The organism is uncultured Dysosmobacter sp., from assembly GCF_947631165.1.
Classification (GTDB): Bacteria; Bacillota; Clostridia; order Oscillospirales; family Oscillospiraceae; genus Oscillibacter.
Genome location: NZ_CANRKH010000001.1, coordinates 66,303 through 90,170, shown reverse-complemented (window position 1 = coordinate 90,170; position 23,868 = coordinate 66,303). Strand labels below are relative to the sequence as shown.

Below are 23,868 nucleotides of genomic sequence, written 5' to 3'. Positions count from 1 at the left end.
AATGAGGTGGTGGAGGAATGGCGCGCAACGAAACACTAAAAACCGGCCCGCTGGTATGCAGCCAGCGGGCCGGAGGTTGTCAAAGAAGATATCCGTTCTGGTCGGTTTCTTCCCCTCTGCGATTGAAGAAGCGCGGTGGATTCACGCCGTCGTCCCGGACGTAGATGCACCTGCCGGAGGTGAGAGGGTAATCATCCTCGTATTCGTCCACCTCCGCATCGTCATCATGGTCGGGAAGATGGACGCTGAGGTTGACGCTGACGGGCCGGGGTCGGGCAGTTTGAAGAAGATGCTTGGCGGCCTGATAGCCAATGAGCCATTTGAACAATCCCATATTGCTCCCTCCCTGCCTAAAGCATAGCAGGGGCGGGAAAGAAAGTCAAGCGCGGAAGAAGGTGAAACGGTGGCAAAAGGAAAATATCTGCCGCTGACCATTCAAATTGCCGGGAGAATAGACAAAAGCCTGATATCAGCAATCAACGGAACAAACAACCGCATCGGAGACCTGGCCCGCGCGGTGAGCCGCATCGGCACGGCGGGCCTCGCGGCCATGGGCGCGCTTGCCACCGGGACCGTGGCGGCCCTGGCCCAATGCACGGACGCGGCCAAGGACTTTGAGGCGCAGATGGCCGACGTGGTGAAGTACGTGGGCGGCCTGGCCGACGCCAACGGCAAAATCAGCGGGAAGCTGGCGGAGAACGGCAAGACCTACGCGGAAAACTACAGCGCCATGACCGACGCCATTCTGGAATTGAGCACGCAAATCCCCATGACGGCGGAGGACCTGACCAGGCTGGCCGCTGCCGCCGGACAGTCCGGCAAGTCCATCAGCGACCTTATCCAGTACGACGACGAGGGGAACATCAGCGGCTTCCTGAAAGACGTTGCCATGATGGGAACGGCTATGGATATTTCCGCAGGCCAGGCGGGCGACTGGGCCGCCAAGTGGGAAAAGGCGTTCGGCATCAACCACGACCAGGTGATGGTGGTCTCCGACCAAATCAACTACCTGGGCGCGAACAGCGCCACGACGGCGGCGGAAATCGCCCAGGTGGTCAATGAGACCGCCGGACTGGGCCAGGTGGCAGGCATGGACGTGGCCAGCACGGCGGCCCTGGCGGACGCCATGCTGGCTATGGGCGTGGACACCGGCAAGGCGGCCAACTCCATCAGCCGGATGTACGTCAACTTGAGCAAAGGGTCCAGCGCCACAAAGGCGCAAAAGACCCAGTGGGAGGCCCTGGGCTTCACGGCGGAGGGCGTCGCCAAGATGATGCAGGAGGACGCCACGGGGACCATCCTGCAAGTGTTCGAGGCAATCCAGAACCTGGACGCTGACAAGCAGGTTGCGGCGTTGAGTACACTTTTCGGCCAGTGGGCCATCAAGGGCGCGGCGAAGATGACCGGGAATTTGAGCACCTTCACCGACGCGCTGGCTATGGTGAATGACCCCAGCCTCTACACCGGGAGCATGGAGCGGGAGTTCATCATCAAATCCAGCAACGCGGAGGCCATCGACACCATGATGTCCAATGCGTTCCAGGCACTAAAAATTGACGTGGGCACCGCTTTCCTCCCGGCCAAAAAGGAAATGAGCGTGGCCCTGATAGACTTCATCAACCAGCTGCGGGATATGCCGGAGCTGGGCGAGATTGCCCAAACGCTGGCGTCGCTGTTCAGCCAGGGCGTGGAGCTGGCCGGGAACGCGCTGGAGACCGCTCTGCCATACATCCAGCAGGCGCTGGACTACCTGCAGGACCACGGGCCGCAGGTGGTAAGCATCCTGAAAAACCTGGCTATCGCCTTTACCGCCATGAAGTTTGCGCCGGGCATCACCGGCCTGCTGGGCGGAGCGGGAAATCTGCTGCTGGGCACAAAGTCAGGCGGCGGGAACGGAAAGAGGACCGGCGGGCTGTTCGACATGGCCCGCAGGCTGTTCACAGGCGGACAGCGCGTGGGCGGCGTCCTGTCAAGCGGCCTGGCGTCCGCCGTGAGCGCCGGACCCATGACCACGCTGGCGGCCACCGGGAACACCATTCGGAACCTGGTGGGCGGCAGCGGCATCGGGCAGGGAATCGGAAACTACCTCGGCGGAATCGCAGCGTCGCTGGGCAACCTGAGAAACACCAGAATTGGCGGCGGAATCCTGGGCGGCCTGCGGGCCACCGGCGGCGCGATAGGAGAAGTCCTGTCCGGCATCTCCAGAGAAACCGGCCTGACCGGGCTGGTCACTGGCGGCGCGAACCTCGCACGGCGGGGCGCGGGCTGGGTAGCCGGAAGGGCAACCGGGCTGGCGCAGGGCGCGGCGGGGCTGGTGGGCCGTGTGGCCGGGTCCGCACCGGCGCAGGCCATCGGCGGCGCGCTGGGGAACGTGGGCAGCTTCCTGGGCGCTGGCATGGGCGCGCTGGGCAATATGTGGGGGCCGGTCGCCTCCGGCTTCGGCGGCCTGGTGTCCGGGGCGCTCCCCATCGTGGGCGTCATCTCCAGCATCATTGCCGTGGTGAGCCTCCTGGGGGACCACCTGGAGGATATACGCGGCATCATTCAGAGCGTATTCGGAGACACCGGCGTTGCCGTCTTTGATTCGTTCATCGGCGTGCTCCAGCAGGTGGGAGACTTCATCAACGGGCTGTTCCAGGACGGCGGCGTGGCGGCGGCGCTGGCCCCGCTGCGCGACGCCATCACGGGCCTGTTCGGGGAGAACGCCGGGGCAGCTTTCGACGGGCTGGTTCAAATCCTGCAATCCGTCATGGGCGTGGTCGGTCAGGTCGTCTCCTTCGCAAACACCTACGTCAAGCCCATCATTCAGGAAATTTTCAGCTTCATCACGCAGACGGTGGTGCCTATCCTGCTCCAGACCTTCACGGCGGCGGCCCCGACGATTTCCGCCATCCTGTCCAACCTGGGCAGCGCGGTGATGACGGTGGCCCAGATAATCGCCATGGCAATTCAGGCGGCCCTCCCTGTCATCGAGAACGTCATTTCCGTGGTCCTCTCTATCGCAAGCGTGGTCATTCCGGCACTTTTGGCCGGGTACGAGGCATTTAGCTCCGGGCTGGCTACTATCGTTTCGGCAATTCAAACCGTGTTCCAAGGCATCATCGACTTTGTGACCGGCGTGTTTACGCTGAATTGGCAGCAGGCGTGGCAGGGCGTCCAGGACATCTTCGGCGGAATTTTCGAGGGGCTGGGCGCGCTGATAAAAACGCCGCTGAACGCGGTCATCTCCATTGTGAACAAGGCCATTTCCGGCATCAACGGGCTAAACATCGACATCCCGGACTGGGTGCCGCTGATTGGCGGAAAGAAGTTCGGTCTGAACATCCCGGAAATCCCCATGCTGGCGCGCGGCGGCTTCACCAACGGGCCGAGCGTGGCAGGCGAGGCGGGGACCGAGGCGGTCATCAGCTTCCAGCGGGGCGTGCGGGCGCAGAACATCGAAATCTGGCGGCAGGCCGGGCGGCTGCTGGGGCTGGGGAACCGGCCCGCGGAGCTGCAAAGCCTACCGGCTGGCGCTGGCGGCGGCCCCGGATTCTCCTTCACGTTCGCGCCGCAGGTCGTCATCCAGGGCAACGCGGACCGGAACGTGATGGACCAGGCCATGATGGCGTCGGAGGAACGGTTCGAGGCATGGATAGAAGCCAACTTCGACCGGCTTTTGAGCCGGGCCGAGCGGGAGCGTGGCCGCCGGGCCTATGCGTGAGCGGAGGAAAGAACATGGCAACATACACCACAAAGAGCGGGGATATGTGGGATTCTATCGCCTATGAACAGCTGGGCAGCACGTCCCACACGGGCCTGCTTATCAGCGCGAACATGGAGTATAAGGACATCTACATCTTCTCCTCCGGGGTGGTGCTGACCCTCCCGGAAATCCCGCAGAACTTCAACAGCCTGCTCCCGCCGTGGAAGCGGAAGGGCTAACGGGGCCCCGCAAAGCCGCGGCGCTTTGCGGGGAGAGGACGAGCAACGGAATGGAGCGGATGCCCGGCGGACAGCCGGGCGGAGCGGAAAGGAGTTTGCGAGGACGAGATGATTGACCCTAACGCCGCCCGCCGGGCGTCGGTGGACATCACCATTGACGGCGCGGACATCACCAGCAGCATGAAGCCCTACTTCCTCTCCCTGACCTACACGGACAGCGAGGAGGACGAATCGGACAGCATCCAGCTCCAGTTACAGGACCGGGAAGGACTGTGGCTGCAGGACTGGCTGAACAAGGCGGTGGAGGCGTCGGCGGCGGCCAAGCTGTCCATCAGCGCGACCATCACACCGGAAAACTGGGGAAGCGGCGGCGGGTCCCTGCCCACGGGCAGCTTTGAGCTGGACAGCGTGGAAGCAGGCGGCCCGCCGTCCACCGTGACGCTGAAAGGGTCCTCCCTGGCCTATGGGTCCGCCATCCGGCAGACCAAGAAAACAAAAGCCTGGGAGAATTACACCCTGTCCGGTATCGCCAATGAGATAGCCAGTAACGGCGGGCTGTCCTGCGTGTACGAGGCGTCCAACAATCCGAGCTATGAGCGGAAGGAACAGACCAAAAAGAGCGACATCACCTTCCTGTCCGAGCTGTGCCACGACGAGGGCATCAGCCTGAAATGCACGGACGGGCAGCTGGTCCTCTTTGACCAATCCATCTATGAGGCCCTGCCTCCCGTGGCGTACATCCGGCGCAACAACGGGAGAATCCTCCCGGCGGCCCCGCGCGCATACGGGGCATACCGCCGGGACGAGAGCTACACGGCCTATGAGAGCTACCAGCTTTCCACCGGAGCGGCGGAGACCCAGTACGGGTCCTGCCGCGTCAGCTATGCGGACCCGGCCACCGGCAAGTGCATCGAGGGGATTGCCACGGCGGAGGGGGACGACGGGGAGAGCGAGCAGCGGCTGGAAATCACGGCGCGGGTGTCCAGCGCGGGCGAGGCAAAAGCCCTGGCCGAAAAGCACCTGCGGCTGCATAACAAGTTCAACCGCACGGCGTCCTTCACGCTGCCGGGGAACACGGCCCTTGTGGCCGGGGTCACGGTCATGCTGGAGGACTTCGGCGGCTGGTCCGGTAAGTACATGGTCAAGCAGGCCACGCACACCATCGACGGGAGCGGGTACACCACCAAGATTGACCTGCGGAAAGTCCTGTCCGGCGGCGAGAGCGGTTCCACCGGCGGCGACACCGGCGGCGAGGAGGAGGCCACCGCAGCAGCGGAGACCACCGGCCAGAGCTACACGGTGAAATCCGGGGACAGCCTGTGGGCCATAGCGAAAAAATACTATGGCAGCGGGGCCATGTACACCAAAATCTATGAGGCAAACAAGGACATCATCGGCAAGAACCCGAACCTGATTTACCCGGGACAGCAGCTTATCATTCCGTAAGGAGGAGACCATGTACGAGAGGCAGACCCAATTCCAGAACAACGACGCGGCCTTCTCCGTGATGGTGCGCGTGGGGACCGTGACCGCCGTGGACAACGTGAAGCGGCTGGCCCAGGTGTTCTTCCAGGACATGAACCTGCCCTCCGGCTGGATTCCCGTGCTTATCAACCGGGACTTCATCCCCGACTACGACGTGCCGCAGAAAACAGAGAAGCGGGGCGGCGGAGCCGGGGATGCGGCTTTTGAGGAGCACGACCACGATTTGATTATCAAGCCGTGGATGCCAAAGGTAAACGACCAAGTGCTGTGCCTGTATGAACCAATCCGGGACGGGCGCGGCTTTGTGCTGGGAGGGATTCAGGCGTGGCAGTAGTGGGCTACCTGGGGAAAAGCTCCAGAGAGGGAATCATCTTTTCCGTATCGGACGACGTGGTGCTGACGCTGGAAAACTTCAAGTGGTCCGGGTCCGCGCGCTACTCCGTCCACAACCGGCATAACTACCACGCGCTGACGGAGTACACCGGGATGGACCCGGACAAAATCACCTTCGAGATTCAGCTGCTTATCGAGCACGGCGTCAATCCACTGGAGCAGGTGGTGAAGCTGTGGACCTACGAGCGGGAGGGAATCGCCCTGGCGCTGACCATCGGAACGAAGTGCTACGGGAAATACAGGTGGAACATCGTCAGCCATGAGATGACGGCCAAATATACGGACCGGAACGGCGACATAGCGGGCGCTACGGTGTCCGTGACGCTACAGGAGTATTTGAGAACATGAGCAATACTTACACGGTATCAGCAGACGAGAACGGCGCGCTGGAGCTGGGCGCGGCGGAGACGGTGAAATCGGTCCTCCAGGCAATCAGGATAATCCTGACCACGCCAAAGGGGACCGTGCCGCTGTACCGGGACTTCGGCGTTGACATGGACTTCCTGGACCTGCCCGCACCGGCGGCGGAGCAGCAGGCGCGGATGGAGATTCGGGAGGCCATCGAAAAATGGGAACCGCGGGCCACGGTGAAGGACATCACCTTTGAGCGGGACGGGGCATCGGGCAAGCTGGTCCCGAAGGTGGAGGTGGAAATCAACATTGAGTAAGACACTGTACCAATTCATCCCCATGGACCCGGACGAAATCACGGCATGGATGACCGAGCAGTACGAGAGCATCACGGGCGTAACCGTCCAGCCGGGCAGCCCGGAGCGGCAGTTCATCCAGTGGGCGGCGGCGGTGGTGCTCCAGGAGCGGGCGCTTGCCAACTACGCCGCAAACCAGAACCTGCCCAGCCGGGCGGAGGGAAAGGACCTGGACGCGCTGGCCGAGCTGTTCTATGCCAAGGAAAGGCCGGGGGCAAAGGCGGCCACCTGCACCATGCGCTTCACCATCTCCGAGGCGCAGGAGTTCGCCGTGCTTATCCCTGGGGGGACCCGCGTCACTGACGCCAGCAGGACCCTTGTTTGGGAGACGGTGGAGGACATCTACGTGAACGCGGGGGACACCTACGCGGACGTGGAAATCCGCTGCCAGACCGAGGGGACGGCGGGCAACGGATTCGTGGCCGGGCAAATCAATACCATCGTTGACCTGTTCGCCTATTACATCTCCTGCGCCAACCTGACGGCATCGGACGGCGGCGGGGACGCGGCCACCGACGAGGAATTTTACGAGCTGCTGCGGTTGAGCATGGACGGCTACAGCTGCGCCGGGGCGCGGGGCGGGTACATCTACTTCGCAAAGCAGGTGGACACCAAAATAGCGGACGTTATCGCCGCCTCCCCCACGCCGGGGACGGTGAAGCTCTATGTGCTGATGGACGACGGGACCATAGCCACGGAGGAGACCAAGAAGAAGGTGCTGGAGGCGTGCAGCGCGGACGACGTGCGGCCCCTGACGGACCTGGTATCTGTGGAGGACCCGGAGAAGGTGAAGTACAACGTGACGCTCACCTACTACATCCAGAAGGACGAAACACAGTCCGCCGAGGACCTGGATGCGGCGGTAAAGGCCAAGGTGGACGAGTTCACCGCCTGGCAGAGCGCGAAGCTGGGGCGGGACATCAATCCGTCCCGGCTTATCTCCATGCTGATGCAGACCGGCATCAAGCGGGTGGAGCTGACAGAACCGGCCTTTACCTCCCTAAAGGACGGGAGCGGGACCGAAGCGCCGCAGGTGGCGGAGCTGGGGACCGTGACCGTTCAGAGCGGAGGGTATGAGGATGAATAACGGAATCACCAAGGACAATATGCTGTTCACCCTCCCGCCCGCGCTAAAGGAGGATGAATCCACCGAGGCGCTGGCGGAGGCCACCGCCGGGGCGCTGGTGAACAGGCTGGCGGAAACCGACCGGCTGCGTATCATCTGCAACATCGACAACCTGGAGGAGCCGCTGCTGGCGATACTGGCGCACGACTTCAAGGTTGACTGGTGGGACCCAAGCTACAGCCTGGAGGAAAAGAGGCAGACCGTCAAGGGAAGCTGGTTCGTCCACCGGCTGATGGGGACAAAGGCCGCCGTGGAGCGGGCCATCTCCGCCATCTACCCAGGGACAAAAATCCTGGAGTGGTTCGAGTACGGCGGAGAGCCGTATCACTTCCGGGTGGACATCAACGTGTCCAACGACCAGATAGATTCCGAGAAGCAGCGTCGGGTGCTGGAGCGGCTGAACTATTACAAGTCCCTGCGCTCCCACAACGACGGCATCACGTACTTTATCGAGGCCGCCCCGGCTATCGCAAAGGCGCGGGGGACGGTGCCGGGGCTGTGGGAGGAATACCACACGCCGCTGACGCTGCCGGTCCCGGAGCTGAAACCGACGGCCACGGTCCACCTGGGCGCGTTCTCCGCCATGCTGTGCGAGGGCTACACCGTCCATGCGGAGCTGACGCCGCCGGAGCTGCGAGGCACGGCGACGGTCAAGGCGGGCGCGGCGGCCAGTGTGGCCGAGGCGTACACCGTACCCATCGACATAGCCGGGTAAGGCAAAGATGTCAAAGACCGCCGCTGGACCGGGAGACCGGACCGGCGGCGGCCCGCGCATATTGAAAAATCACAAGGAGGAACATCTATGGCAAGCACGAAACGCTGGAACAAAGCTACCGTGCCGGAATCCGGCCAGGATATGCTGACCGAGTTCGCGGCGGGCCGGAGACTGAAAATCAGTTCGGCCTACGGGACCACGGCGGACGGGGACCCCGGAACGCCGGAGCCGGGCGGCAGGGACCACCCTCTGACCATCGAGAGCGTGACCAGGGCGGGCAACACCGTGACCGTGTGCATCCAAGTGACCAGCATCGGGAATCAGGAAGCCTACAAGCTGGAGCGGGTCAACATCTACGCCCAGGTGGGCGACACTTCGGGCGGCGAGCCGGAGGGCGAGGAGAAAATCCTGCTGACCGTGGAGGACGAGCCGGACGAGAGCGGCAACTGCGGCGTGACCATCCCGGCGGAGAGCGAGCAGCTTTACAGCTTCAAGCTGTACGCGGTGCTGACCGTCACCGACGGGGACCGGCTGGAGGTGAGCATCTCCACGGCGGGAATCGCCACGGTGGGGGCCATCCAGGACGCCATCGACGAGCACAGCAAGGACAAGGACGCTCACAAGGCGGCTATCGCCGCGGACATCGAGGAGCACAACCAGGACCCGGAGGCGCACCCGGCGCTGTCCGCCAGAATCGCCGCGGCGGAGAAGGCGCTGAACGGCTATCCCACGCTGACCGGGAACGAGGACCCGACGGCGGAGACCGAGGGCAAGGTGGGCCAGCACTACCTCAACCTGCAGACCGGCCAGGAGTGGGTATGCACCAAGGAGCAGGAAGGGAGCTACGTCTGGGAAAAGGTTGACCGGAAAAGTGGCCTCTGGGACACGCTGGACAGCGTGAAGAAAACCGCCGAGGAGGCAAAGAAGGTGGCCGACGGCGCGGCGGAGGCTATCGCCGCGGTGCAGAACACTATCTCCGTGGTGCCGTCCCAGGCCGCCGCGCTGACCTACAGCGGCGATAAGCAGAAGCCGACCTGGAACAACTTCTCCGAGGAGATGATGGACGTTACCTACGGGGACGGAAAGACCCCGGCGACCGAGTTTCAGGGCGAGACCAACGCAGGGACGTACAAGGCGTACTTCACCCCCAAGGGGGATTACACCTGGGCGGATAAGACCGCCAAGGAGAAGGAAGTCGAGTGGACCATCCAGCGGGCCACGATTGCCAGCACCCCCAGCGTGAAAACCCCGCTGACCTACAGCGGCGAGGAGCAGGCCCCGGAGTGGAACGACTACTCCGAGGACAAGCTGACCAAGACGGAGACGAAGCAGCGGGACGCCGGGGAATACTCCACCTCCTTCACCCCCAAGGACAACTATCAGTGGCCGGGCGGCGACACGGGGGCCAAGTCCGTCCAGTGGAATATCGCCAAGGCGGCGAACACCCTCTCCATCTCGCCCAGCACGGCGCAGGACATCCACGTGGGCGACCAGGTGGAGGTCACTGTGACCACCAACAGCGACGCCGACATCTCGGCGGAATCCAGCCAGCAACTTTTCGCCACCGTGAGCACGGACACGGCGCAGAAGAAAGTCACCATCACCGGCGCGGGACAGGGCAACGCGGTCGTGACCATCTCCAGCAAGGGCGCGAAGAACTACGCCGACGCGGAAGTGAAGCTGACCGTGAACGTCACGCGGAAGAATCCGACCTTTACCCTGAACCCGGACAGCAGTGTGAAGCTGAAAGTGGGGGCCAACGTGAAAATCAACGTGACCACGGACAGCGACGGGGCCGTGTCCGCCACCTCCGACGCGCCCGGCACGGCCACGGCCTCGGCGGCGGAAAAGGTCGTGACGATTTCCGGCGCTTCCGCCGGTGATACGCAGGTCACTATCAGCCTGGCGCAGACCACCAAGTACAACGGCGCGACCAAGAAGGTCAGCGTGAACGTGTACGAGCCGAAAATCTACGGCGTGACCTGGGACGGGAACAGCGGGACCAAGTGGACCCGGACGGACGCCGCCAAGAATTTCACCGACCCGACGCCCCACGTGAACAATGGGACGGCGGGCAGCAGCCCGTTCGACACCCTCCAGCCGTGGGCGGGAATGACCGTCGAGGCCAGGACCGGCGGGCAGATGGTGAAAATCCCGAAGTTCTGGTACAAGCTGGAGCAGAACGGGAAGGGCCTGCAAATCAGAATCGCGGCGGAGAAGGAGGACGGCTATTCCGTCTCTCCTGCCCACATGGACCGCAAGGACGGCAAGGGCGAGCGGGACGCTATCTACGTGGGCCGCTATCACTGTGCCAGCGACTGGAAAAGCAAGACGGGCGTGGCCCCGCAGGTGAGCAAGACCAGGGATGCGTTCCGGCAGGGCATCAAGACGCTGGGCGCGGGCTACTCCCAGCTGGACTTCGCAACGCGGTTCACCATCTGGCTGCTGTATATCGTGGAGTTTGCCGATTGGAACAGCCAGAAGGTCATCGGCAAGGGATGTTCCCTGACGAGTTCCAGCAGCTCCGCCGTGTTCAACATGGGCTACACGGACAACATGGGGTATCACACCGGGACCACGCAGAACAGCCGGGACAGCTACGGCGGGACGCAGTACAGGAACATCGAAGGGCTGTGGGACAACTGCTACGATTGGTGCGACGGCTGCTACTACGACGGCAACGGCCTGAACATCATCCTGAATCCGGCCAACTTCTCCGACACCGCGGGCGGGACCCTGGCGGGAAAGCCGTCCAGCGGCTGGCCGAGCGCGTTCACCGTCACGTCGGCGGGCGGATTCCCCATCTTCATTCCGACAGAGGCAAGCGGAAGCGAGAGCACCTATTCGTGCGACCGCTGGTACTTCAACGCCTCGTTCCCGTGCCTCTGCGTTGGCGGCTACTGCAGCCAGTACGGCGACTACGGCCTGTTCTACGTGCACTTCAACTCGGCCTCCTACACCAGCAGCAACATCGGCTCCCGCCTCCAGGAACTCCCCTAATGGGGGAGGGAGTGCAGAGGGAGGGGGCCGCAGCCCCCGCCCTTTGCATGGAAAAAACATGATATAACGGACCGCCCGGCGTGGGACCGCGCCGGGCGGAATTTTGAAATCCGCGCGAAAAACAGGGGTCCCCGGCCACGGGGCCGGGAAGGAAGCCCCTGGCGCGGTCGGGGTTATCTGTGCAGTACCGATGTTTTGGGTCGGGCCGTCGTGCGACAACTGGAACTTCAACGCCTCGAACCCGTGCCTCTACGTTGGCGGCAACTACAACCAGAACGGCAACTACGGCCTGTTCTACGTGAACTACAACACGGCCTCCAACACCAGCAGCAACATCGGCTCCCGCCACCTTCGGCGTCGCTCCGCCCCTCCCAACCGGGAAGGGCGGGAACTGCGTGGGACTTGCTAACCATCCTCAATTATTCACGGCACAGATAATCGCGCACCCCACGGTGAAGATAAGCTACAAGGGAGCGGGCGAGTACCCGCCGGGAAACCGGCGCGGGGAGAAAGTCCGTACAGCTAAAAGGAGGAGCACAAATCCCTATGCACAGGGTAGGACACCTGTTTGAACGGCTCATTTCAGATGAAAACCTACTGCTGGCAATCAACGAGGTGAACGCCTCGCACCACTGGCACAGTCACCACCGGCCCAACGCCTGCACGGCCTGGGTGGAGGAGACGAAGCAGGAGCGGGTCAAGGACCTGCGGAACATCATCCTGACGGGCTTTGAGCAGAAGCCGCCCAAGGTGACGCAGAGATGGGACCCAAGCGCCCGGAAGCAAAGAACGGTGAGCGAACCGGCCCAGTGGCCGGACCAATACATACACCACGCGCTGGTCCAGATACTCCAGCCCATCTTCATGCGAGGGATGGACCCGTACTGCTGCGGGAGCATCCGGGGCCGCGGCCCGCACCACGGGCGGCAGGCAATCGAGCGGTGGATGGTGAAGGACCCGAAAGGCACCAAGTACGAGCTGACCGGCGACATCTACCACTTCTACATGAGCTTGAAGCCGGAGGTGGTCATGGCGCGGATGCGGCAGCTTATCAAGGACCGGCGGGTGCTGGACCTTATCTGGAGAATCGTCAAGGACGGCGTGATGATAGGGGCCTACACGTCCCAGTGGTTCGCAAACACCGTCCTCCAGCCGCTGGACCAGCTTATCCGGCAGAGCGGATTTGCGGCCCATTACGTGCGGTACATGGACAACCTGACGATTCTGGGGCCGAACAAGCGGAAGCTGCGGAAGCTGAAAACGCTCATGGAGAACTGGCTGAACGCTCACCAGCTGCGGCTAAAAGGCGACTGGCAGATATTCAGGACGGTGCCGAAGGGCAGGAAGCCGGAGAAGCTGGAGGCCCCGCGCAACGGCGTGGAGCGAGAGCGGCGGCGGATGCCGGACGCCGTGGGCTACCGGTACGGGCGGGGCTACACCCTGCCCCGGAAGCACAACCTCCACCGCATCAAAAAGGCCGTGGCACGGTATCGGAAGCGGCGGGACGCCGGGAAGCGGATTCTGCCAGGGACGGCGCACAGTCTCATTTCAAAGCTGGGGCAGCTCAAACACTGTAATAACACCAACCTATACCGGGCCATTTTCCGAGGCGAGCGCATCCAGCGGGAGCTAAAGAGAATCGTCCGGGAAAACAGTAAAAAGGGGGAAATGACATGGAGTATGTATTTGGCACAGAGGGAGAGAAGGAAGTCCTCAAAACCAAGGGGAGCCACCACACGGACCTGACCGGCTACCGGGAGGTGGAGCACATCTACCCGGACCAGACCATCACGGACCATTTCCGGGTGGTGCGGAAGCTCAACAGCGCCGACGACGCGGAGGGCAACTGCTATGACTGGTATGAAATCGACCGGCACTACCGGACGGAGGACCGGACGGGGCCGGTGAAGGAGCAGGTCAAGGCGGTAAACACCGCCGCGGGAATCGCCTTTGTCACCATGGCGGAGGCGGGGAGCATCGACGACACCACCGCCGGAGAGCACACGGACCTGTTTTCTCCCTGGGCCTACCCGGTGGACTACAAGCAGGGCAACATCCGCCAGTACAACGGCGAGCTTTACCGGTGCGTCCAGGACCACACCTCGCAGGTGGACTGGACGCCGGACAAGACGGCCAGCCTCTGGACCAAAATCGCGGACCCGGCGGAGGAGTGGCCCGCCTGGGTGCAGCCCATCGGCGCGCACGACGCCTACAACCAGGGGGACAAGGTGAGCCACAAGGGCCAACACTGGACCAGCGACGTTGACGCCAACGTGTGGGAGCCGGGCGTCTACGGCTGGACGGAGGCCGAGGAATGAGCAATCTGCAAATCATTCAGGAGCTGTGCGGCATCTGTGATATGCAGAACAGGATCATCCGAGCGCAGAGCGACGCCCTGGCGCAGCTGGGGGCCGTGGTCATGGAGGAGGAGCGGGCGGAGGCGGCGGACCGCCTGACCGCCCTCCTCGGACGGGATGAAGTCCCGGACGAATACGAAATGGAGGAGTGAAGCCCTTGTACATCGACGCGAACACCATCATCACGGCTGGCAGCCTGCTGGCCGCCGTGTCTGCCCTGGCCGGTGTCATCTTCTACATCTACCGGCGGAGCGAGAATGACAAGAAGCAGAGCGAGGTCATCAACGCCGTGCAGAAGGAACAGACCCTTATCTGCTACGGCCTGAAATGCGTCCTGCAGGGCGTCATCGAGCTGGGGGCGGACGGCCCCTGCAAGGAGGCGCTGAATATGCTGGACAAGCACCTGAACAAGAGCGCGCACAAACCGGAATTTTGAAAGGAGAACCGACATGAAAGAGAAAGTCATCAACCGCCTGGTGAGCGTGAAATCCATCGTGACCATCCTCCTGACCGTGATGTTCGCTGTCCTTAGTTTCAAGGGCGAGGTGGACCAGAACTTCATGGTCATCTACACGGCGGTCATCACCTTCTATTTCAGCAAGGTGGACAAGACCGAGCCGACCGAGAAGGACGACCAGAAGAAGGACATCGACCCGGCGGAGCTGGGCGAGGCTGTGACCCAGGAAGTCATGGCGCGGCTTAATGTGAGCGCGCCCGTGGCCGTGGCCCAGGGGGACCGGGGCGACGGCGAGGACAGCGACCATGACCGGGCCTGATACGGCGCTGCTGTTCACCGTCTGCATGGCGGCCTGCCTGGCGCTGGGCTACTACGTGGGGGATAAGGACCGGAGGGACCGCAAGTGATAGGGATTATCGCCGGGTTCGCCGCCTGCTTCCTGCTGGGGATGGCGGCGGCCCTGCTGGCCGACCGCCTGCTGGGCGGGAGCAGAAAACGCCGGAGCGGCGGAAGAACACAGAACAAACAGGCAGGCCCGGCGGAGAAGAAGCCGGGCCTGCTGGACCGTATCGGGACTATGAACATCGTCCTGGTCCTGGTGGGGGCCGCCGTGCTGCTGTTCACGCTGAAAATGATAGAGCTGTACGAGCTGACGGGAGGCATACCGGACACGCTGGTTCAGTGTTTCTACTCCATGATGGGGTTCGAGTGCGGCATCCTGGGGTGGATTAAAACCGCAAAGGAAAAGCACCGGGAGCGGAAGCGGCGGCGGGAGGACGCAGAGAACGCCCCGCCGCAGGACGGCGGCCCGGTCGGATAGGAGGACACAATGGCGCTGACTGGAGCGAATAACGAGCAAAAAATCTGGAACTTCCTCACCGGGCACGGCATGAGCGAACAGGGGGCCGCCGGGATGATGGGGAACATCTACGCGGAGAGCGGCCTGCTGCCCAACAACCTGCAGAACACCGGGAACACCAAGCTGAAAATGACGGACGCGGAGTACACCGCCGCCGTGGACAGCGGGAGCTATACCAACTTCGCCAGGGATGGGCAGGGCTACGGCCTGTGTCAGTGGACGTTCTGGAGCCGCAAGGCGGCCCTGCTGGAGTACGCCAAGGCGGCGGGGAAATCCGTGGGGGACCTGGAGACGCAGCTGCTCTTTCTGATGAAGGAGCTGGGCGAGAGCTTCAAGAGCGTGCTGTCGGTCCTGAAATCCGCGGCCACGGTGCGGGAGGCATCCGACGCCGTGCTGCTGAACTTCGAGCGCCCGGCCAACACCGTAGAATCGGTCCGGGTGAAGCGGGCCGGGTACGGGCAGGGCTACTTCGACAAGTACGCCAAGAAACCGGCCACACCGGCCACCGGCGGCGGGACCACCGGCGGGAAAATCACCACAGGGAAGCAGCTGGCCCAGCGGGCCGAGGACGTGGCCCGGAACTATAAGACCCTGTATATCATGGGCTGTTTCGGCGCGCCCATGAACGAGGCCAACAAGAAGCGATACTGCAACAACCACACGTACAACAAGGCCGCGGCCAGGCAGAAGATGATTCAGGCGGCCAGCGCGGACACCTTCGGCTTTGATTGCGTCTGCCTTATCAAAGGGCTGTTGTGGGGCTGGAGCGGGGACAAGTCCAAGACTTACGGCGGGGCCGTCTACCAGGCCAACGGCGTGCCGGACATCGGCGCGGACACGATGATTGCCAGGTGCTCCGGGGTCTCCACCGACTTCTCCAACATCGAGGTGGGGGAAGCCGTCTGGCTGTCCGGCCACATCGGCGTGTACATCGGCGGCGGCCTGGCGGTGGAGTGTTCCCCCGCCTGGGAGAACCGGGTGCAGATTACGGCGGTCGCCAACATCGGGGCCAAGGCCGGGTACAACTCCAGGCGCTGGCTGAAACACGGGAAGCTGCCCTATGTGACCTATGACGGGACGACTTCCGGCGCGGCCCCGGCCCCCAGCGCGCCCAGCACCAGCACGCCGAAGCAGGAGCAGGTGGAGGCGGCCCAGTATTTCGACAAGGCCCAGGCGAGGGCCTACAAGGTGGACGCCAAAAGCGGGCTGAACATCCGCACCGGAGCGGGCACCGAGAAGAAAAGCATGGGCGTCCTGAAAAACGGGACCACCGTGCGCTGCTACGGCTACTACAACAAGGTGGGAAAAACCATCTGGCTGTATGTGGCCGTGAACGGCATCACGGGCTATGTCTGCAAGGACTGGCTGAAATAACAAGAGAACTCCCCCGGCGGCGGACCGTGTGCCAGCGCCGGGGGAGTTTTTCTGTTTATGGGGAACAGTGGCCGCAGGGGCTGTAACCTATGGAAATCAGGTAGTCCCTGGACTGGCTGGAGGTGGAGTAGTTTGCGGACGATATGCGGGGGACATCCCGGCAGGACGGGCGGTGGAACTTCATGGTGCTGGTGTTCAGGACGTAGGTGGCCGTGGTGTTCTGCTGGCCCTGGTTATCGTAGACCGTGCCGCCTCCCCCGCCGCCGGACCCTCCCCCGCCGCCGGACCCGCCGCCGCCGGAAAGGGTGAGCTGCTTGCGGTCAAGCTCTCTCCCGCACATGGTACAATACTGCGCCTTTATGACGACGGTGGAAGTGGATTCCTCCTCCACCGTCTCCCAGTTGCCGGGGATGCAGCCGATAACGGGGACGCTCTCTGTGACGGTCAGGCCGCAGCGGGAGCAGGTGTTCGTGCGCTCTCCCTCCTCCTGGCACGTGGGGCGGCGGGTGGTGTACCAATTCATGGAGTAGAAGCGGTGCCCCAGGGGTTCCCCCTTCGTCTCGCCGCAGACGGCGCAGATTTTGGGCGCGGTGCAGGTGGCGGAAATCCAGTCGTGCCCGGCGGTGGTCCCCCGCGTCTCGCCGCATCTGGCGCAGGTCTTTGGGGCCTGGCAGGTGGCGGCGGTCCACTGATGGCCCAGGGGTTCCCCCTCCGTCTCGCCGCAGGTGGCGCAGGTCCTGGGCGCGGTGCAGGTGGCCTCCTGCCAGTCGTGTTCATGGGCAGTAAAAGAAATCACTCCGCAGGCGCGGAGCAGGACGCAGAACAGGATAAAATACAAGGCCCATCGGAGCAGCTTTGAAGTCCGGCCAGACATGGCAATCCCCCTTTTGTAAAAAAAGATTATAAACTGTAAATCTTTATTACAGAATAATCCGCGAGATGTGCTATTGTCAAGGCGGAAGTGAGGGCGTGCTGTGAAAATATATGACTACGGCGGGCAAAAGAATATATCAGGGGACCGAATACACCAAATCAGGACCACCAAGAGACTGTCCCAAAACGAGCTGGCAGCCCGGATGCAGGTCAAGGGCGTGCTTATCGAGCGGGAGGCAATCAGCAAAATCGAGACGGGGGACCGGTTCGTGACGGACTATGAGCTGATGACCTTTGCGGAGGTCCTGGGCGTCACCATGAACTGGCTGACCGGAAAAGAATAAAAAAATTTGCCGTAGGCGTCAGCCTACGGCAATTCTTTTTTAGAACGGATGAACGATTGACATTCCCGATTATTCCAATTTATATTACTGGAAAAAGGGGGTGCCACCATGAATCACAAGGGAGCAACACACTTTTCCTGGGACCAGCGGCTGACGCTGGAGCGGATGCTGAAAAAGGGAATCCCGAAGCCGGTCATAGCGGACGCGCTGGGGAAATGCCTCCGGTCCATCTACTATGAAATCGAGCGGGGGAAATGTGTTCAAATGACGACGGATTATGAGTTTGTAGTGAAGTACAGCCCGGAACAGGCGCAGCGGAAGTACAAGGAGTTCCTGGCGGCGAAGGGGCCGGACCTGAAAATCGGGCATGACCACGCCCTTGCCCGACGGCTGGAGGAGCTTATCGCCGTGCAGCACTTCTCCCCCGGCGCGGCCCTGGCGGAAATCCGAAACAACGGCGAGGTCTACGACACGGAAATCTGCGAGACGACGCTGTACAACTACATCTACCGGGGGGACGTGTTCCTGGTGCTGGACGCCTCCCACCTGCACGACAAGGGGAAGCGGCACCGGAAAAAGCGGGACGGGGAAAAGGCGGCCCGCGCGGCCCGCGGCAACAGCATCGAGAAGCGCCCGCGGGAAATCGGGCGGCGGGAGCAGTTCGGCCACTGGGAGATGGACAGCATCATGGGGTGCAAGGGGTCCAAGAAAACGCTGCTGGTGCTGACGGAGCGGAGGACCCGCATGGGAATCGTCATGCTGCTGGAGGACCACACCGCGGCCAGCGTGGTCAAGGCCATCAACCGGCTGGAGCGGAAGTTCGGGCGGCTGTTCTATACTCTGTTCAAGAGCATCACGGTGGACAACGGCTGCGAGTTCCAGGACTTTGAAGGAATCGAAATCGCCCACCGGCGGAAGGGCAAGAGGACCATCGTTTTCTTCTGCCATCCCTATTCCGCCTACGAGCGGGGCAGTAATGAGAATATGAACAGGCTTATCCGCCGGTTCTTCCCGAAGGGGACCAACTTTGACGAGGTGACGAAGGAACAGGTGGCGGCGGCGGAACACTGGGTAAACCACTATCCGAGGAAACTGCTGGGGTGGAAATCGTCGGCGGCTCTGTTCGAGGAGGAGCTGGCCGCGGCCTGACCGGGCGCAGATAATACAGACGTTCTAAAAGCCGAGCGGGAGGCCCCGCCCGGCTGGTCGTCATGCCCATTTTATTGTGAAGTAGCACAAAATGGGAGGCGGCGGATTGTCTATTGTGCTGATTGTTCTTAATTATTGCAATTTGTTCTTGACATTAAGGCCTTTTTGTAACATGGCGTCAAGAGAAGAGACGGGTTATACCCGTCTCTTCTCTTGGCGCTTTCCTGGTTTGGCCCTGATAAGCTGGGCCGCTGCGGCGGGGCAATACCTTGTGCTTGCCGCACCTTGCTCCGCTTTTTCGCATAGGCTGTTCCGGGAAGGAGGAAGGCATCATGCGGACTGCGTGTGTCCTGCCGGAGCAGACAAAGAGCTATCTGCTTCGCTTTTACCAGATCCTGGACGATATGATCGGCGCCATGACTGGCGCGGAACTGACGGACAGCATCTCCCACAACTTCATCGTTCAGATGATCCCCCACCACCAGGCGGCTATTGAAATGAGCCGGAACGCTCTGCCCCATATCACCGGCTGTGCGCTGCGGCGCATCGCGGAGGGCATCATTACGGAGCAGACTCAAGGCATCGCCGCCATGCGGGCGGCCCTGCATCGCTGCGCTGCGCTGGAAAGCCCACCGGGAGATCTGGCGCTTTACCAGCGGCGGATGGACCTGATCTACGGAACGATGTTCCGGGAGATGGGCGGGGCGGCGGAGGTCAGCGACATCGCGGCGGATTTCATGAGGGAGATGATCCCCCATCATGAAGGGGCTATCCATATGGCAAAAAACGCTCTGCGATACGGCGTCTGCCCAGAGCTGGTGCCTATTTTGTGCACCATCATCTCCTCTCAGGAAAAGGGTGTGGAGGAGATGCGGGCGCTGCTGAGGCGAAGGAGCTGCTGAAAAAAGGCGCAGGCAAATGCCTGCGCCTTTGAATTGCTGCTTACTCTGCTTTGGGGTCCTCACTCTCGAACACGGCCTTCGCGCTGGCGGCGAGCCCCGCCAGACCCTGCAGTTCGCTGGGGATGATGATCTTGGTGGCCTTGCCGTCCGCCACCTTCTGCATGGCCTCCAGAGCCTTCAGCTTTACCACCTGGTCATTGGGGGCGGCGGCGTTCAGAAGCTTCAGAGAGTCAGCCAGGGCCTGCTGCACCTTCATGATGGCCTGTGCCTCGGCGTCGGCGGCCATGATCCGGGCCTCCTTCTCGCCCTCGGCCCGCTTGATGGCAGCCTCCTTGGCGGCCTCTGCCTTCAGGATGGCGGACTGCTTCTCACCCTCAGCCACCAGGATCTGGGACTGCTTGGTACCCTCGGCCTGGAGGATGGACTCGCGGCGCTCCCGCTCCGCTTTCATCTGCTTCTCCATGGCGTTCTGGATCTCCTTGGGCGGGATGATGTTCTTCAGCTCGACACGGTTGACCTTGATGCCCCAGGGGTCTGTGGCCTCGTCCAGGATGGCCCGCATCCGAGAGTTGATGATGTCACGGCTGGTGAGGGACTGGTCCAGCTCCATGTCGCCGATGATATTGCGGAGCGTGGTGGCGGTCAGGTTCTCGATGGCGTTCATGGGATGCTCCACGCCGTAGGTATAGAGCTTGGGGTCCGTGATCTGAAAATAGATGACGGTGTCGATCTGCATGGTGACGTTATCCTTGGTGATCACGGGCTGGGGGGCGAAATCCGCCACCTGTTCCTTCAGAGACACCTTTTTCGCGATACGCTCGATAAACGGGATCTTTAGGTGCAATCCCACGTTCCAGACCGCCCGGAACGCACCCAGGCGCTCTACCACATAGGCCCGGGACTGCTGGACCACCACGATGTTGCTGACAATGAGGATCAGCAGCAGGATCACCAGAATGATGACCGCGATTGTTCCTAAATTCATTATATTGTTCCCTCCGTCACTTTTATTTTTTCAACAAAGAGCTTGACGCCCTCTATTTTCACGATGCGGACCGGCATCTCCGCCGGGATCACCCCGCCGTCCGCGCTGCGGGCGGTCCAGGTCTTGCCCTCTATATAGACGGCGCCGGTGGAATTTTCATTGTCGATGGTCTCCGTCACCTTGCCAGTCTCTCCGACAACCCGGTCCAGATTGGTGGGGATTGCCCGGCCCGTGGTGAATTTCCTGACCAGGGGACGGGTCACAGCCAGTGCCAGGGCCGATACCGCGATGAAGGCGACGATCTGTGCCAACACGCTCAGGCCGCCGACAGCCGCCAGCATGGCCGCCAGAGCGCCGGCCACGAACCAAATAGACACCAGGCCCGCCGTGACCGCTTCCACCACGCCGAACACAACGATGGCGCCAACCCATATCATTGTCATCATATTGTCTGTTCCTCCTCTCACATGTCTTACGAACAGCAGGACCAGCAGCGCCGCCGCGGCCAGCGTTCCAAATCTGATCCCTTTGTTGCAGGGGGACAAGTTGCTGCAAAAATCCGCCAGAGCAGTTTTCAGCGTGGGGCTTTGGATAGGGGCTGGAATATTTGCCCTGCCATTCTGCCGCGGCCGCGGGACCTCCTCGTCGAACAGCTCGTTCATATTGACACCGTACCCTCAGTGGACAAAGGGAAACGCGGTTTTTCGGGGCATCTTGAGCGGCTGGCGGTGTTATCCTCGTTGCCGGGCGATAGCCCACCTAGGACAATGACGTCGCCAGCGTTGATTTTAACCGCTGGCAAGCGTGTTTCCCTTTATCCACTGAGGGTATGTGTTGCAGATGTAGATGATCTTCCCAATCTCGGGATAGCCCCGGCAGGATTCCCACTTGCTCACCGTCTGGCGGGAGACCTTCGGCTGGGCGGCAAATTTCTCCTGGGTCATTCCATTGCTCCGGCGCAGTTCCTGCAGCCGCTCTCCAAAGGCCATCTCATCCCCTCCGTACCTTTATTGTAGCAGAGGCCGCCGCTGAATTTCACCAACTCTGATTTGCGGCGGCAGAAAACGGGCAACTTGAAGTTTACACGCCTAAAAATCACGTCGGTGGAGCCTCCGTCTTTATCATACCATATCCGGATGGGAAAAAGAATTTCAATTTGGTTACAATCCAGGCGGAACGGGCGCTTCAAAATGGAAATGACCGATCAATTGGAAGCTGTCGCCGTACCTCATGTCATATGGAAGGGCGGCATATCATGCTGCGCCTCCCAAATTTCAGTTTGCTGCGGCACATCATATAAATTATATCACACCAGGCCGCCTGAGGCAAGAATGCTGTTTTTCCTTTGAGCGGCGGAACGCCTCTCCCACGCATTGCACATTTCTTTATTTCCTGTTATACTGAATATCAATATATTTGACTTTGATAAGGAGGTGCGCCTCATGATCCTGACGGTCCCCTGTCTGTTCGGGCTGGAAGCGCTGGTGGCGGATGAGATGAAGCGCCTGCAATTGCAAAACGTCCGGGCGGAGAATGGCCGGGTCCACTGTGAGGGCACCATGGCGGACATCGCCCGGCTGAACATCAACCTGCGCTGCGGCGCCCGGGTCCTGATGGAGCTGGGCAGTTTTCCCGCCAAGGACTTTGAGGCCCTGTTCCAGGGTGTGCTGGCCCTGCCCTGGGAGGACTACATCCCCCGGGACGGCGAATTTCCGGTGAAGGGCTACTCTCTGAATTCCACACTCCACTCCGTCCCCGCCTGTCAGGCCATCGTGAAAAAAGCGTCGGCCCAGCGGCTGGGGCGGGTCTACGGCTGTGAGACCCTGCCGGAGAGCGGCAGCCGCTATCAGATCCAATTCGCCATCATCAAGGACGTGGCCACGCTGTATCTGGACACCTCCGGCGAGGGCCTTTACAAGCGGGGCTATCGGGCGCGGAACATGGGCGCACCCCTGCGGGAGACCCTGGCGGCGGCCCTGGTGCTCCTGTCCCGCTACCGGGGCCGGGACCCCTTCTGCGACCCCTTCTGCGGCAGCGGGACAATCCCCATCGAGGCGGCGCTCATCGCCAAGAACCGCGCCCCGGGCCTGGACCGCAGCTTTTCCGCCCAAAAGTGGAAGAACATGGACAGCAAACTGTGGCTGGACGCCGCCGACGAAGCCATGGACCGGGAGTTCCATGGGACTTACGACATCTGGGGCGGCGACATCGATCCCGCCGCGGTGGAGCTGGCCCGCCACAACGCGGAGCTGGCAGGCGTGGAGGACTGCGTCCGCTTCGAAGCGGCGGACGCCGGGAAATTCCACCGGGACAGCGAATACGGCCAGCTGGTGACCAATCCACCCTACGGTGAGCGTCTGCTGGAGAAGAAGGAGGCGGAGGACCTGTACCGAACATTCGGACACGCCCTTCGGGCCCTGTCTCCCAAGTGGCGGGTCATCGTCCTCAGCTCCCACACGGAATTTGAACGGGCCTTTGGCCGCCCTGCCGACAAGAAGCGGAAGCTGTACAACGGGATGCTGAAGTGCGACGCGTTTTTCTATGGGAGGTAACGGGTTATGGAATATATGCCCAGGGGATGGAACTTCTTCCGCTTCATTTTGACACCCAGGGAGCTGGCAAAGGTGCTGGAGCCATTCCATTTGGTGCAATTCAACTGCCACGTCCCCGTGGGCTACCGGGAGATGCCGGCGGAGGAGTTCCTGGCCTCCTACCGCCGGCTGTACGGCAAGCTGTCCCGGGGCGAGGCGCTGTCTCATGAGGCGGATTGGCCTTTGATGAGGCACATCGGTCTCACCACGGATCTCGCCCGCTGTCCCTACGGCAGCGAGCACACCTATGAAGGGCAGCAGTTCCTCCTGCCGGTCTTTCCGGAACCCTGCGCCGCCTTGGCTCCCTTCGCCATGACCATCGACCCTGAAAGCCACTGGGTCAGCCTGCGGAACTCCTATGTGCAGTTTCCCCAAAACATCGTGGGCTATGAGGCGTTCTATCCCAAGGAGATCTCCCGTGGGGACAGCACCTGGCAGTCCACGGCCACTCTCTCCGGCTATCAGGACTTCCTGCTGCTGAAGGAACGGATCTCCGCCCTCTCCCGCGGCCTGCGGTTCCAGCTGGACGGGCAGTTCTACCGCCCATCCGTGAAGATCGGGCAGGCGGCGCAGAAGGACTTTCCCCGCTTTTACGCGATCTCCCAATTTACAAATAAATGAGGTATC

The 23,868-nt window shown here is 61.9% G+C and carries 26 protein-coding genes; 21 read left to right on the top strand and 5 right to left on the bottom strand.

Annotated elements, in window-relative coordinates:
- Positions 1–79 precede the first annotated feature (79 nt).
- Entirely contained in the window at positions 80–334 is a 255-nt protein-coding gene (locus tag Q0Z69_RS00435; protein WP_298028696.1) for a hypothetical protein, read from the bottom strand.
- Between the two features lie 69 nt (positions 335–403).
- Between Q0Z69_RS00435 and Q0Z69_RS00430 the strand changes: the two genes are divergently transcribed.
- From Q0Z69_RS00430 to Q0Z69_RS00350, 16 genes are all read left to right on the top strand, one after another.
- Positions 404–3,703, top strand: a complete 3,300-nt coding sequence (locus Q0Z69_RS00430; RefSeq protein ID WP_298028693.1) for a phage tail tape measure protein — start codon at positions 404–406, stop codon at positions 3,701–3,703.
- Positions 3,704–3,717: 14 nt separating this feature from the next.
- Entirely contained in the window at positions 3,718–3,924 is a 207-nt protein-coding gene (locus Q0Z69_RS00425; protein WP_298028691.1) for a tail protein X, read from the top strand.
- 108 nt (positions 3,925–4,032) lie between these two features.
- Complete coding sequence (locus Q0Z69_RS00420) at positions 4,033–5,370, top strand: LysM peptidoglycan-binding domain-containing protein (RefSeq protein ID WP_367272184.1); 1,338 nt, start codon at positions 4,033–4,035, stop codon at positions 5,368–5,370.
- 10 nt (positions 5,371–5,380) lie between these two features.
- Entirely contained in the window at positions 5,381–5,743 is a 363-nt protein-coding gene (locus Q0Z69_RS00410; RefSeq protein ID WP_298023731.1) for a hypothetical protein, read from the top strand.
- Positions 5,734–6,150, top strand: coding sequence for a phage tail protein (locus Q0Z69_RS00405; protein ID WP_298028689.1), 417 nt, complete (start codon positions 5,734–5,736; stop codon positions 6,148–6,150). The genes Q0Z69_RS00410 and Q0Z69_RS00405 overlap by 10 nt, the downstream gene beginning before the upstream one ends.
- Positions 6,147–6,470 (top strand): GPW/gp25 family protein, encoded by a 324-nt coding sequence (locus Q0Z69_RS00400; RefSeq protein ID WP_298023738.1) that lies wholly within the window; start codon positions 6,147–6,149, stop codon positions 6,468–6,470. The genes Q0Z69_RS00405 and Q0Z69_RS00400 overlap by 4 nt, the downstream gene beginning before the upstream one ends.
- Entirely contained in the window at positions 6,463–7,596 is a 1,134-nt protein-coding gene (locus Q0Z69_RS00395) for a baseplate J/gp47 family protein (RefSeq protein WP_298028687.1), read from the top strand. Before Q0Z69_RS00400 ends, Q0Z69_RS00395 begins: the two co-directional genes overlap by 8 nt.
- Positions 7,589–8,350, top strand: a complete 762-nt coding sequence (locus tag Q0Z69_RS00390) for a phage tail protein I (RefSeq protein ID WP_298028685.1) — start codon at positions 7,589–7,591, stop codon at positions 8,348–8,350. The genes Q0Z69_RS00395 and Q0Z69_RS00390 overlap by 8 nt, the downstream gene beginning before the upstream one ends.
- 87 nt (positions 8,351–8,437) lie before the next feature.
- Complete coding sequence (locus tag Q0Z69_RS00385; RefSeq protein WP_298028683.1) at positions 8,438–11,350, top strand: hypothetical protein; 2,913 nt, start codon at positions 8,438–8,440, stop codon at positions 11,348–11,350.
- Positions 11,351–11,896: 546 nt separating this feature from the next.
- A complete protein-coding gene (locus tag Q0Z69_RS00380) occupies positions 11,897–13,096 on the top strand; it encodes a reverse transcriptase domain-containing protein (RefSeq protein WP_298028681.1) in 1,200 nt (399 codons plus the stop codon).
- Entirely contained in the window at positions 13,024–13,668 is a 645-nt protein-coding gene (locus Q0Z69_RS00375; protein ID WP_298028680.1) for a carbohydrate-binding protein, read from the top strand. Before Q0Z69_RS00380 ends, Q0Z69_RS00375 begins: the two co-directional genes overlap by 73 nt.
- The gene (locus tag Q0Z69_RS00370) at positions 13,665–13,859 is read left to right on the top strand and encodes a hypothetical protein (RefSeq protein ID WP_298023756.1); all 195 of its coding nucleotides are present in this window, start codon (positions 13,665–13,667) and stop codon (positions 13,857–13,859) included. Before Q0Z69_RS00375 ends, Q0Z69_RS00370 begins: the two co-directional genes overlap by 4 nt.
- Positions 13,860–13,864: 5 nt before the next feature.
- Complete coding sequence (locus tag Q0Z69_RS00365; RefSeq protein ID WP_298023759.1) at positions 13,865–14,143, top strand: branched-chain amino acid ABC transporter permease; 279 nt, start codon at positions 13,865–13,867, stop codon at positions 14,141–14,143.
- 13 nt (positions 14,144–14,156) lie between these two features.
- Positions 14,157–14,483 carry a hypothetical protein gene (locus tag Q0Z69_RS00360; RefSeq protein WP_298028678.1) on the top strand — a complete coding sequence of 109 codons (327 nt, stop codon included), beginning with the start codon at positions 14,157–14,159 and terminating at the stop codon, positions 14,481–14,483.
- A gap of 84 nt (positions 14,484–14,567) precedes the next feature.
- On the top strand, positions 14,568–14,984 hold the full coding sequence (locus tag Q0Z69_RS00355) for a hypothetical protein (RefSeq protein WP_298028676.1): 417 nt from the start codon (positions 14,568–14,570) through the stop codon (positions 14,982–14,984).
- Between the two features lie 9 nt (positions 14,985–14,993).
- Positions 14,994–16,397, top strand: a complete 1,404-nt coding sequence (locus Q0Z69_RS00350; protein ID WP_298028674.1) for a phage tail tip lysozyme — start codon at positions 14,994–14,996, stop codon at positions 16,395–16,397.
- A gap of 55 nt (positions 16,398–16,452) precedes the next feature.
- On the opposite strand, the gene Q0Z69_RS00345 is transcribed toward Q0Z69_RS00350, so the two are convergent.
- Complete coding sequence (locus Q0Z69_RS00345; RefSeq protein WP_298028672.1) at positions 16,453–17,271, bottom strand: hypothetical protein; 819 nt, start codon at positions 17,269–17,271, stop codon at positions 16,453–16,455.
- Between the two features lie 100 nt (positions 17,272–17,371).
- Here Q0Z69_RS00345 and Q0Z69_RS00340 point away from each other — a divergent pair, with 100 nt between their 5' ends.
- The 3 genes from Q0Z69_RS00340 to Q0Z69_RS00330 all read left to right on the top strand — a co-directional run bounded on the left by Q0Z69_RS00340 (position 17,372) and on the right by Q0Z69_RS00330 (position 19,665).
- Positions 17,372–17,614 carry a helix-turn-helix domain-containing protein gene (locus tag Q0Z69_RS00340; RefSeq protein ID WP_298028670.1) on the top strand — a complete coding sequence of 81 codons (243 nt, stop codon included), beginning with the start codon at positions 17,372–17,374 and terminating at the stop codon, positions 17,612–17,614.
- 108 nt (positions 17,615–17,722) lie between these two features.
- Positions 17,723–18,763, top strand: coding sequence for an IS30 family transposase (locus tag Q0Z69_RS00335; RefSeq protein ID WP_298028668.1), 1,041 nt, complete (start codon positions 17,723–17,725; stop codon positions 18,761–18,763).
- A gap of 332 nt (positions 18,764–19,095) precedes the next feature.
- Entirely contained in the window at positions 19,096–19,665 is a 570-nt protein-coding gene (locus Q0Z69_RS00330; protein ID WP_298028666.1) for a DUF305 domain-containing protein, read from the top strand.
- Between the two features lie 40 nt (positions 19,666–19,705).
- Here the strand turns inward: Q0Z69_RS00330 and Q0Z69_RS00325 are convergent, their stop codons facing one another.
- From Q0Z69_RS00325 to Q0Z69_RS00315, 3 genes are all read right to left on the bottom strand, one after another.
- Positions 19,706–20,650: an SPFH domain-containing protein gene (locus Q0Z69_RS00325; RefSeq protein WP_298028664.1), complete on the bottom strand. Its 945-nt coding sequence runs from the start codon at positions 20,648–20,650 to the stop codon at positions 19,706–19,708.
- Positions 20,650–21,312 carry an NfeD family protein gene (locus Q0Z69_RS00320; protein ID WP_298028662.1) on the bottom strand — a complete coding sequence of 221 codons (663 nt, stop codon included), beginning with the start codon at positions 21,310–21,312 and terminating at the stop codon, positions 20,650–20,652. The genes Q0Z69_RS00325 and Q0Z69_RS00320 overlap by 1 nt, the downstream gene beginning before the upstream one ends.
- 126 nt (positions 21,313–21,438) lie before the next feature.
- Positions 21,439–21,639, bottom strand: coding sequence for a helix-turn-helix domain-containing protein (locus Q0Z69_RS00315; protein WP_298028660.1), 201 nt, complete (start codon positions 21,637–21,639; stop codon positions 21,439–21,441).
- A 453-nt stretch (positions 21,640–22,092) separates the two neighbouring features.
- On the opposite strand from Q0Z69_RS00315, the gene Q0Z69_RS00310 reads away from it, so the two are divergent.
- Both Q0Z69_RS00310 and Q0Z69_RS00305 read left to right on the top strand, forming a co-directional pair.
- Positions 22,093–23,202: a class I SAM-dependent RNA methyltransferase gene (locus tag Q0Z69_RS00310; RefSeq protein ID WP_298028657.1), complete on the top strand. Its 1,110-nt coding sequence runs from the start codon at positions 22,093–22,095 to the stop codon at positions 23,200–23,202.
- Between the two features lie 6 nt (positions 23,203–23,208).
- Positions 23,209–23,862 carry a hypothetical protein gene (locus Q0Z69_RS00305; protein ID WP_298028655.1) on the top strand — a complete coding sequence of 218 codons (654 nt, stop codon included), beginning with the start codon at positions 23,209–23,211 and terminating at the stop codon, positions 23,860–23,862.
- Positions 23,863–23,868 lie beyond the last annotated feature (6 nt).

What these genes read in the sequence shown, in the direction of transcription:
- Q0Z69_RS00435 (WP_298028696.1), bottom strand. Translation starts at nt 334, where the DNA reads ATGGGATTGTTCAAATGGCTCATTGGCTATCAGGCCGCCAAGCATCTT.
- Q0Z69_RS00425 (WP_298028691.1), top strand. Translation starts at nt 3,718, where the DNA reads ATGGCAACATACACCACAAAGAGCGGGGATATGTGGGATTCTATCGCC.
- Q0Z69_RS00420 (WP_367272184.1), top strand. Translation starts at nt 4,033, where the DNA reads ATGATTGACCCTAACGCCGCCCGCCGGGCGTCGGTGGACATCACCATT.
- Q0Z69_RS00410 (WP_298023731.1), top strand. Translation starts at nt 5,381, where the DNA reads ATGTACGAGAGGCAGACCCAATTCCAGAACAACGACGCGGCCTTCTCC.
- Q0Z69_RS00400 (WP_298023738.1), top strand. Translation starts at nt 6,147, where the DNA reads ATGAGCAATACTTACACGGTATCAGCAGACGAGAACGGCGCGCTGGAG.
- Q0Z69_RS00390 (WP_298028685.1), top strand. Translation starts at nt 7,589, where the DNA reads ATGAATAACGGAATCACCAAGGACAATATGCTGTTCACCCTCCCGCCC.
- Q0Z69_RS00385 (WP_298028683.1), top strand. Translation starts at nt 8,438, where the DNA reads ATGGCAAGCACGAAACGCTGGAACAAAGCTACCGTGCCGGAATCCGGC.
- Q0Z69_RS00380 (WP_298028681.1), top strand. Translation starts at nt 11,897, where the DNA reads ATGCACAGGGTAGGACACCTGTTTGAACGGCTCATTTCAGATGAAAAC.
- Q0Z69_RS00375 (WP_298028680.1), top strand. Translation starts at nt 13,024, where the DNA reads ATGGAGTATGTATTTGGCACAGAGGGAGAGAAGGAAGTCCTCAAAACC.
- Q0Z69_RS00370 (WP_298023756.1), top strand. Translation starts at nt 13,665, where the DNA reads ATGAGCAATCTGCAAATCATTCAGGAGCTGTGCGGCATCTGTGATATG.
- Q0Z69_RS00360 (WP_298028678.1), top strand. Translation starts at nt 14,157, where the DNA reads ATGAAAGAGAAAGTCATCAACCGCCTGGTGAGCGTGAAATCCATCGTG.
- Q0Z69_RS00350 (WP_298028674.1), top strand. Translation starts at nt 14,994, where the DNA reads ATGGCGCTGACTGGAGCGAATAACGAGCAAAAAATCTGGAACTTCCTC.
- Q0Z69_RS00345 (WP_298028672.1), bottom strand. Translation starts at nt 17,271, where the DNA reads ATGTCTGGCCGGACTTCAAAGCTGCTCCGATGGGCCTTGTATTTTATC.
- Q0Z69_RS00335 (WP_298028668.1), top strand. Translation starts at nt 17,723, where the DNA reads ATGAATCACAAGGGAGCAACACACTTTTCCTGGGACCAGCGGCTGACG.
- Q0Z69_RS00330 (WP_298028666.1), top strand. Translation starts at nt 19,096, where the DNA reads ATGCGGACTGCGTGTGTCCTGCCGGAGCAGACAAAGAGCTATCTGCTT.
- Q0Z69_RS00325 (WP_298028664.1), bottom strand. Translation starts at nt 20,650, where the DNA reads ATGAATTTAGGAACAATCGCGGTCATCATTCTGGTGATCCTGCTGCTG.
- Q0Z69_RS00320 (WP_298028662.1), bottom strand. Translation starts at nt 21,312, where the DNA reads ATGAACGAGCTGTTCGACGAGGAGGTCCCGCGGCCGCGGCAGAATGGC.
- Q0Z69_RS00315 (WP_298028660.1), bottom strand. Translation starts at nt 21,639, where the DNA reads ATGGCCTTTGGAGAGCGGCTGCAGGAACTGCGCCGGAGCAATGGAATG.
- Q0Z69_RS00310 (WP_298028657.1), top strand. Translation starts at nt 22,093, where the DNA reads ATGATCCTGACGGTCCCCTGTCTGTTCGGGCTGGAAGCGCTGGTGGCG.
- Q0Z69_RS00305 (WP_298028655.1), top strand. Translation starts at nt 23,209, where the DNA reads ATGGAATATATGCCCAGGGGATGGAACTTCTTCCGCTTCATTTTGACA.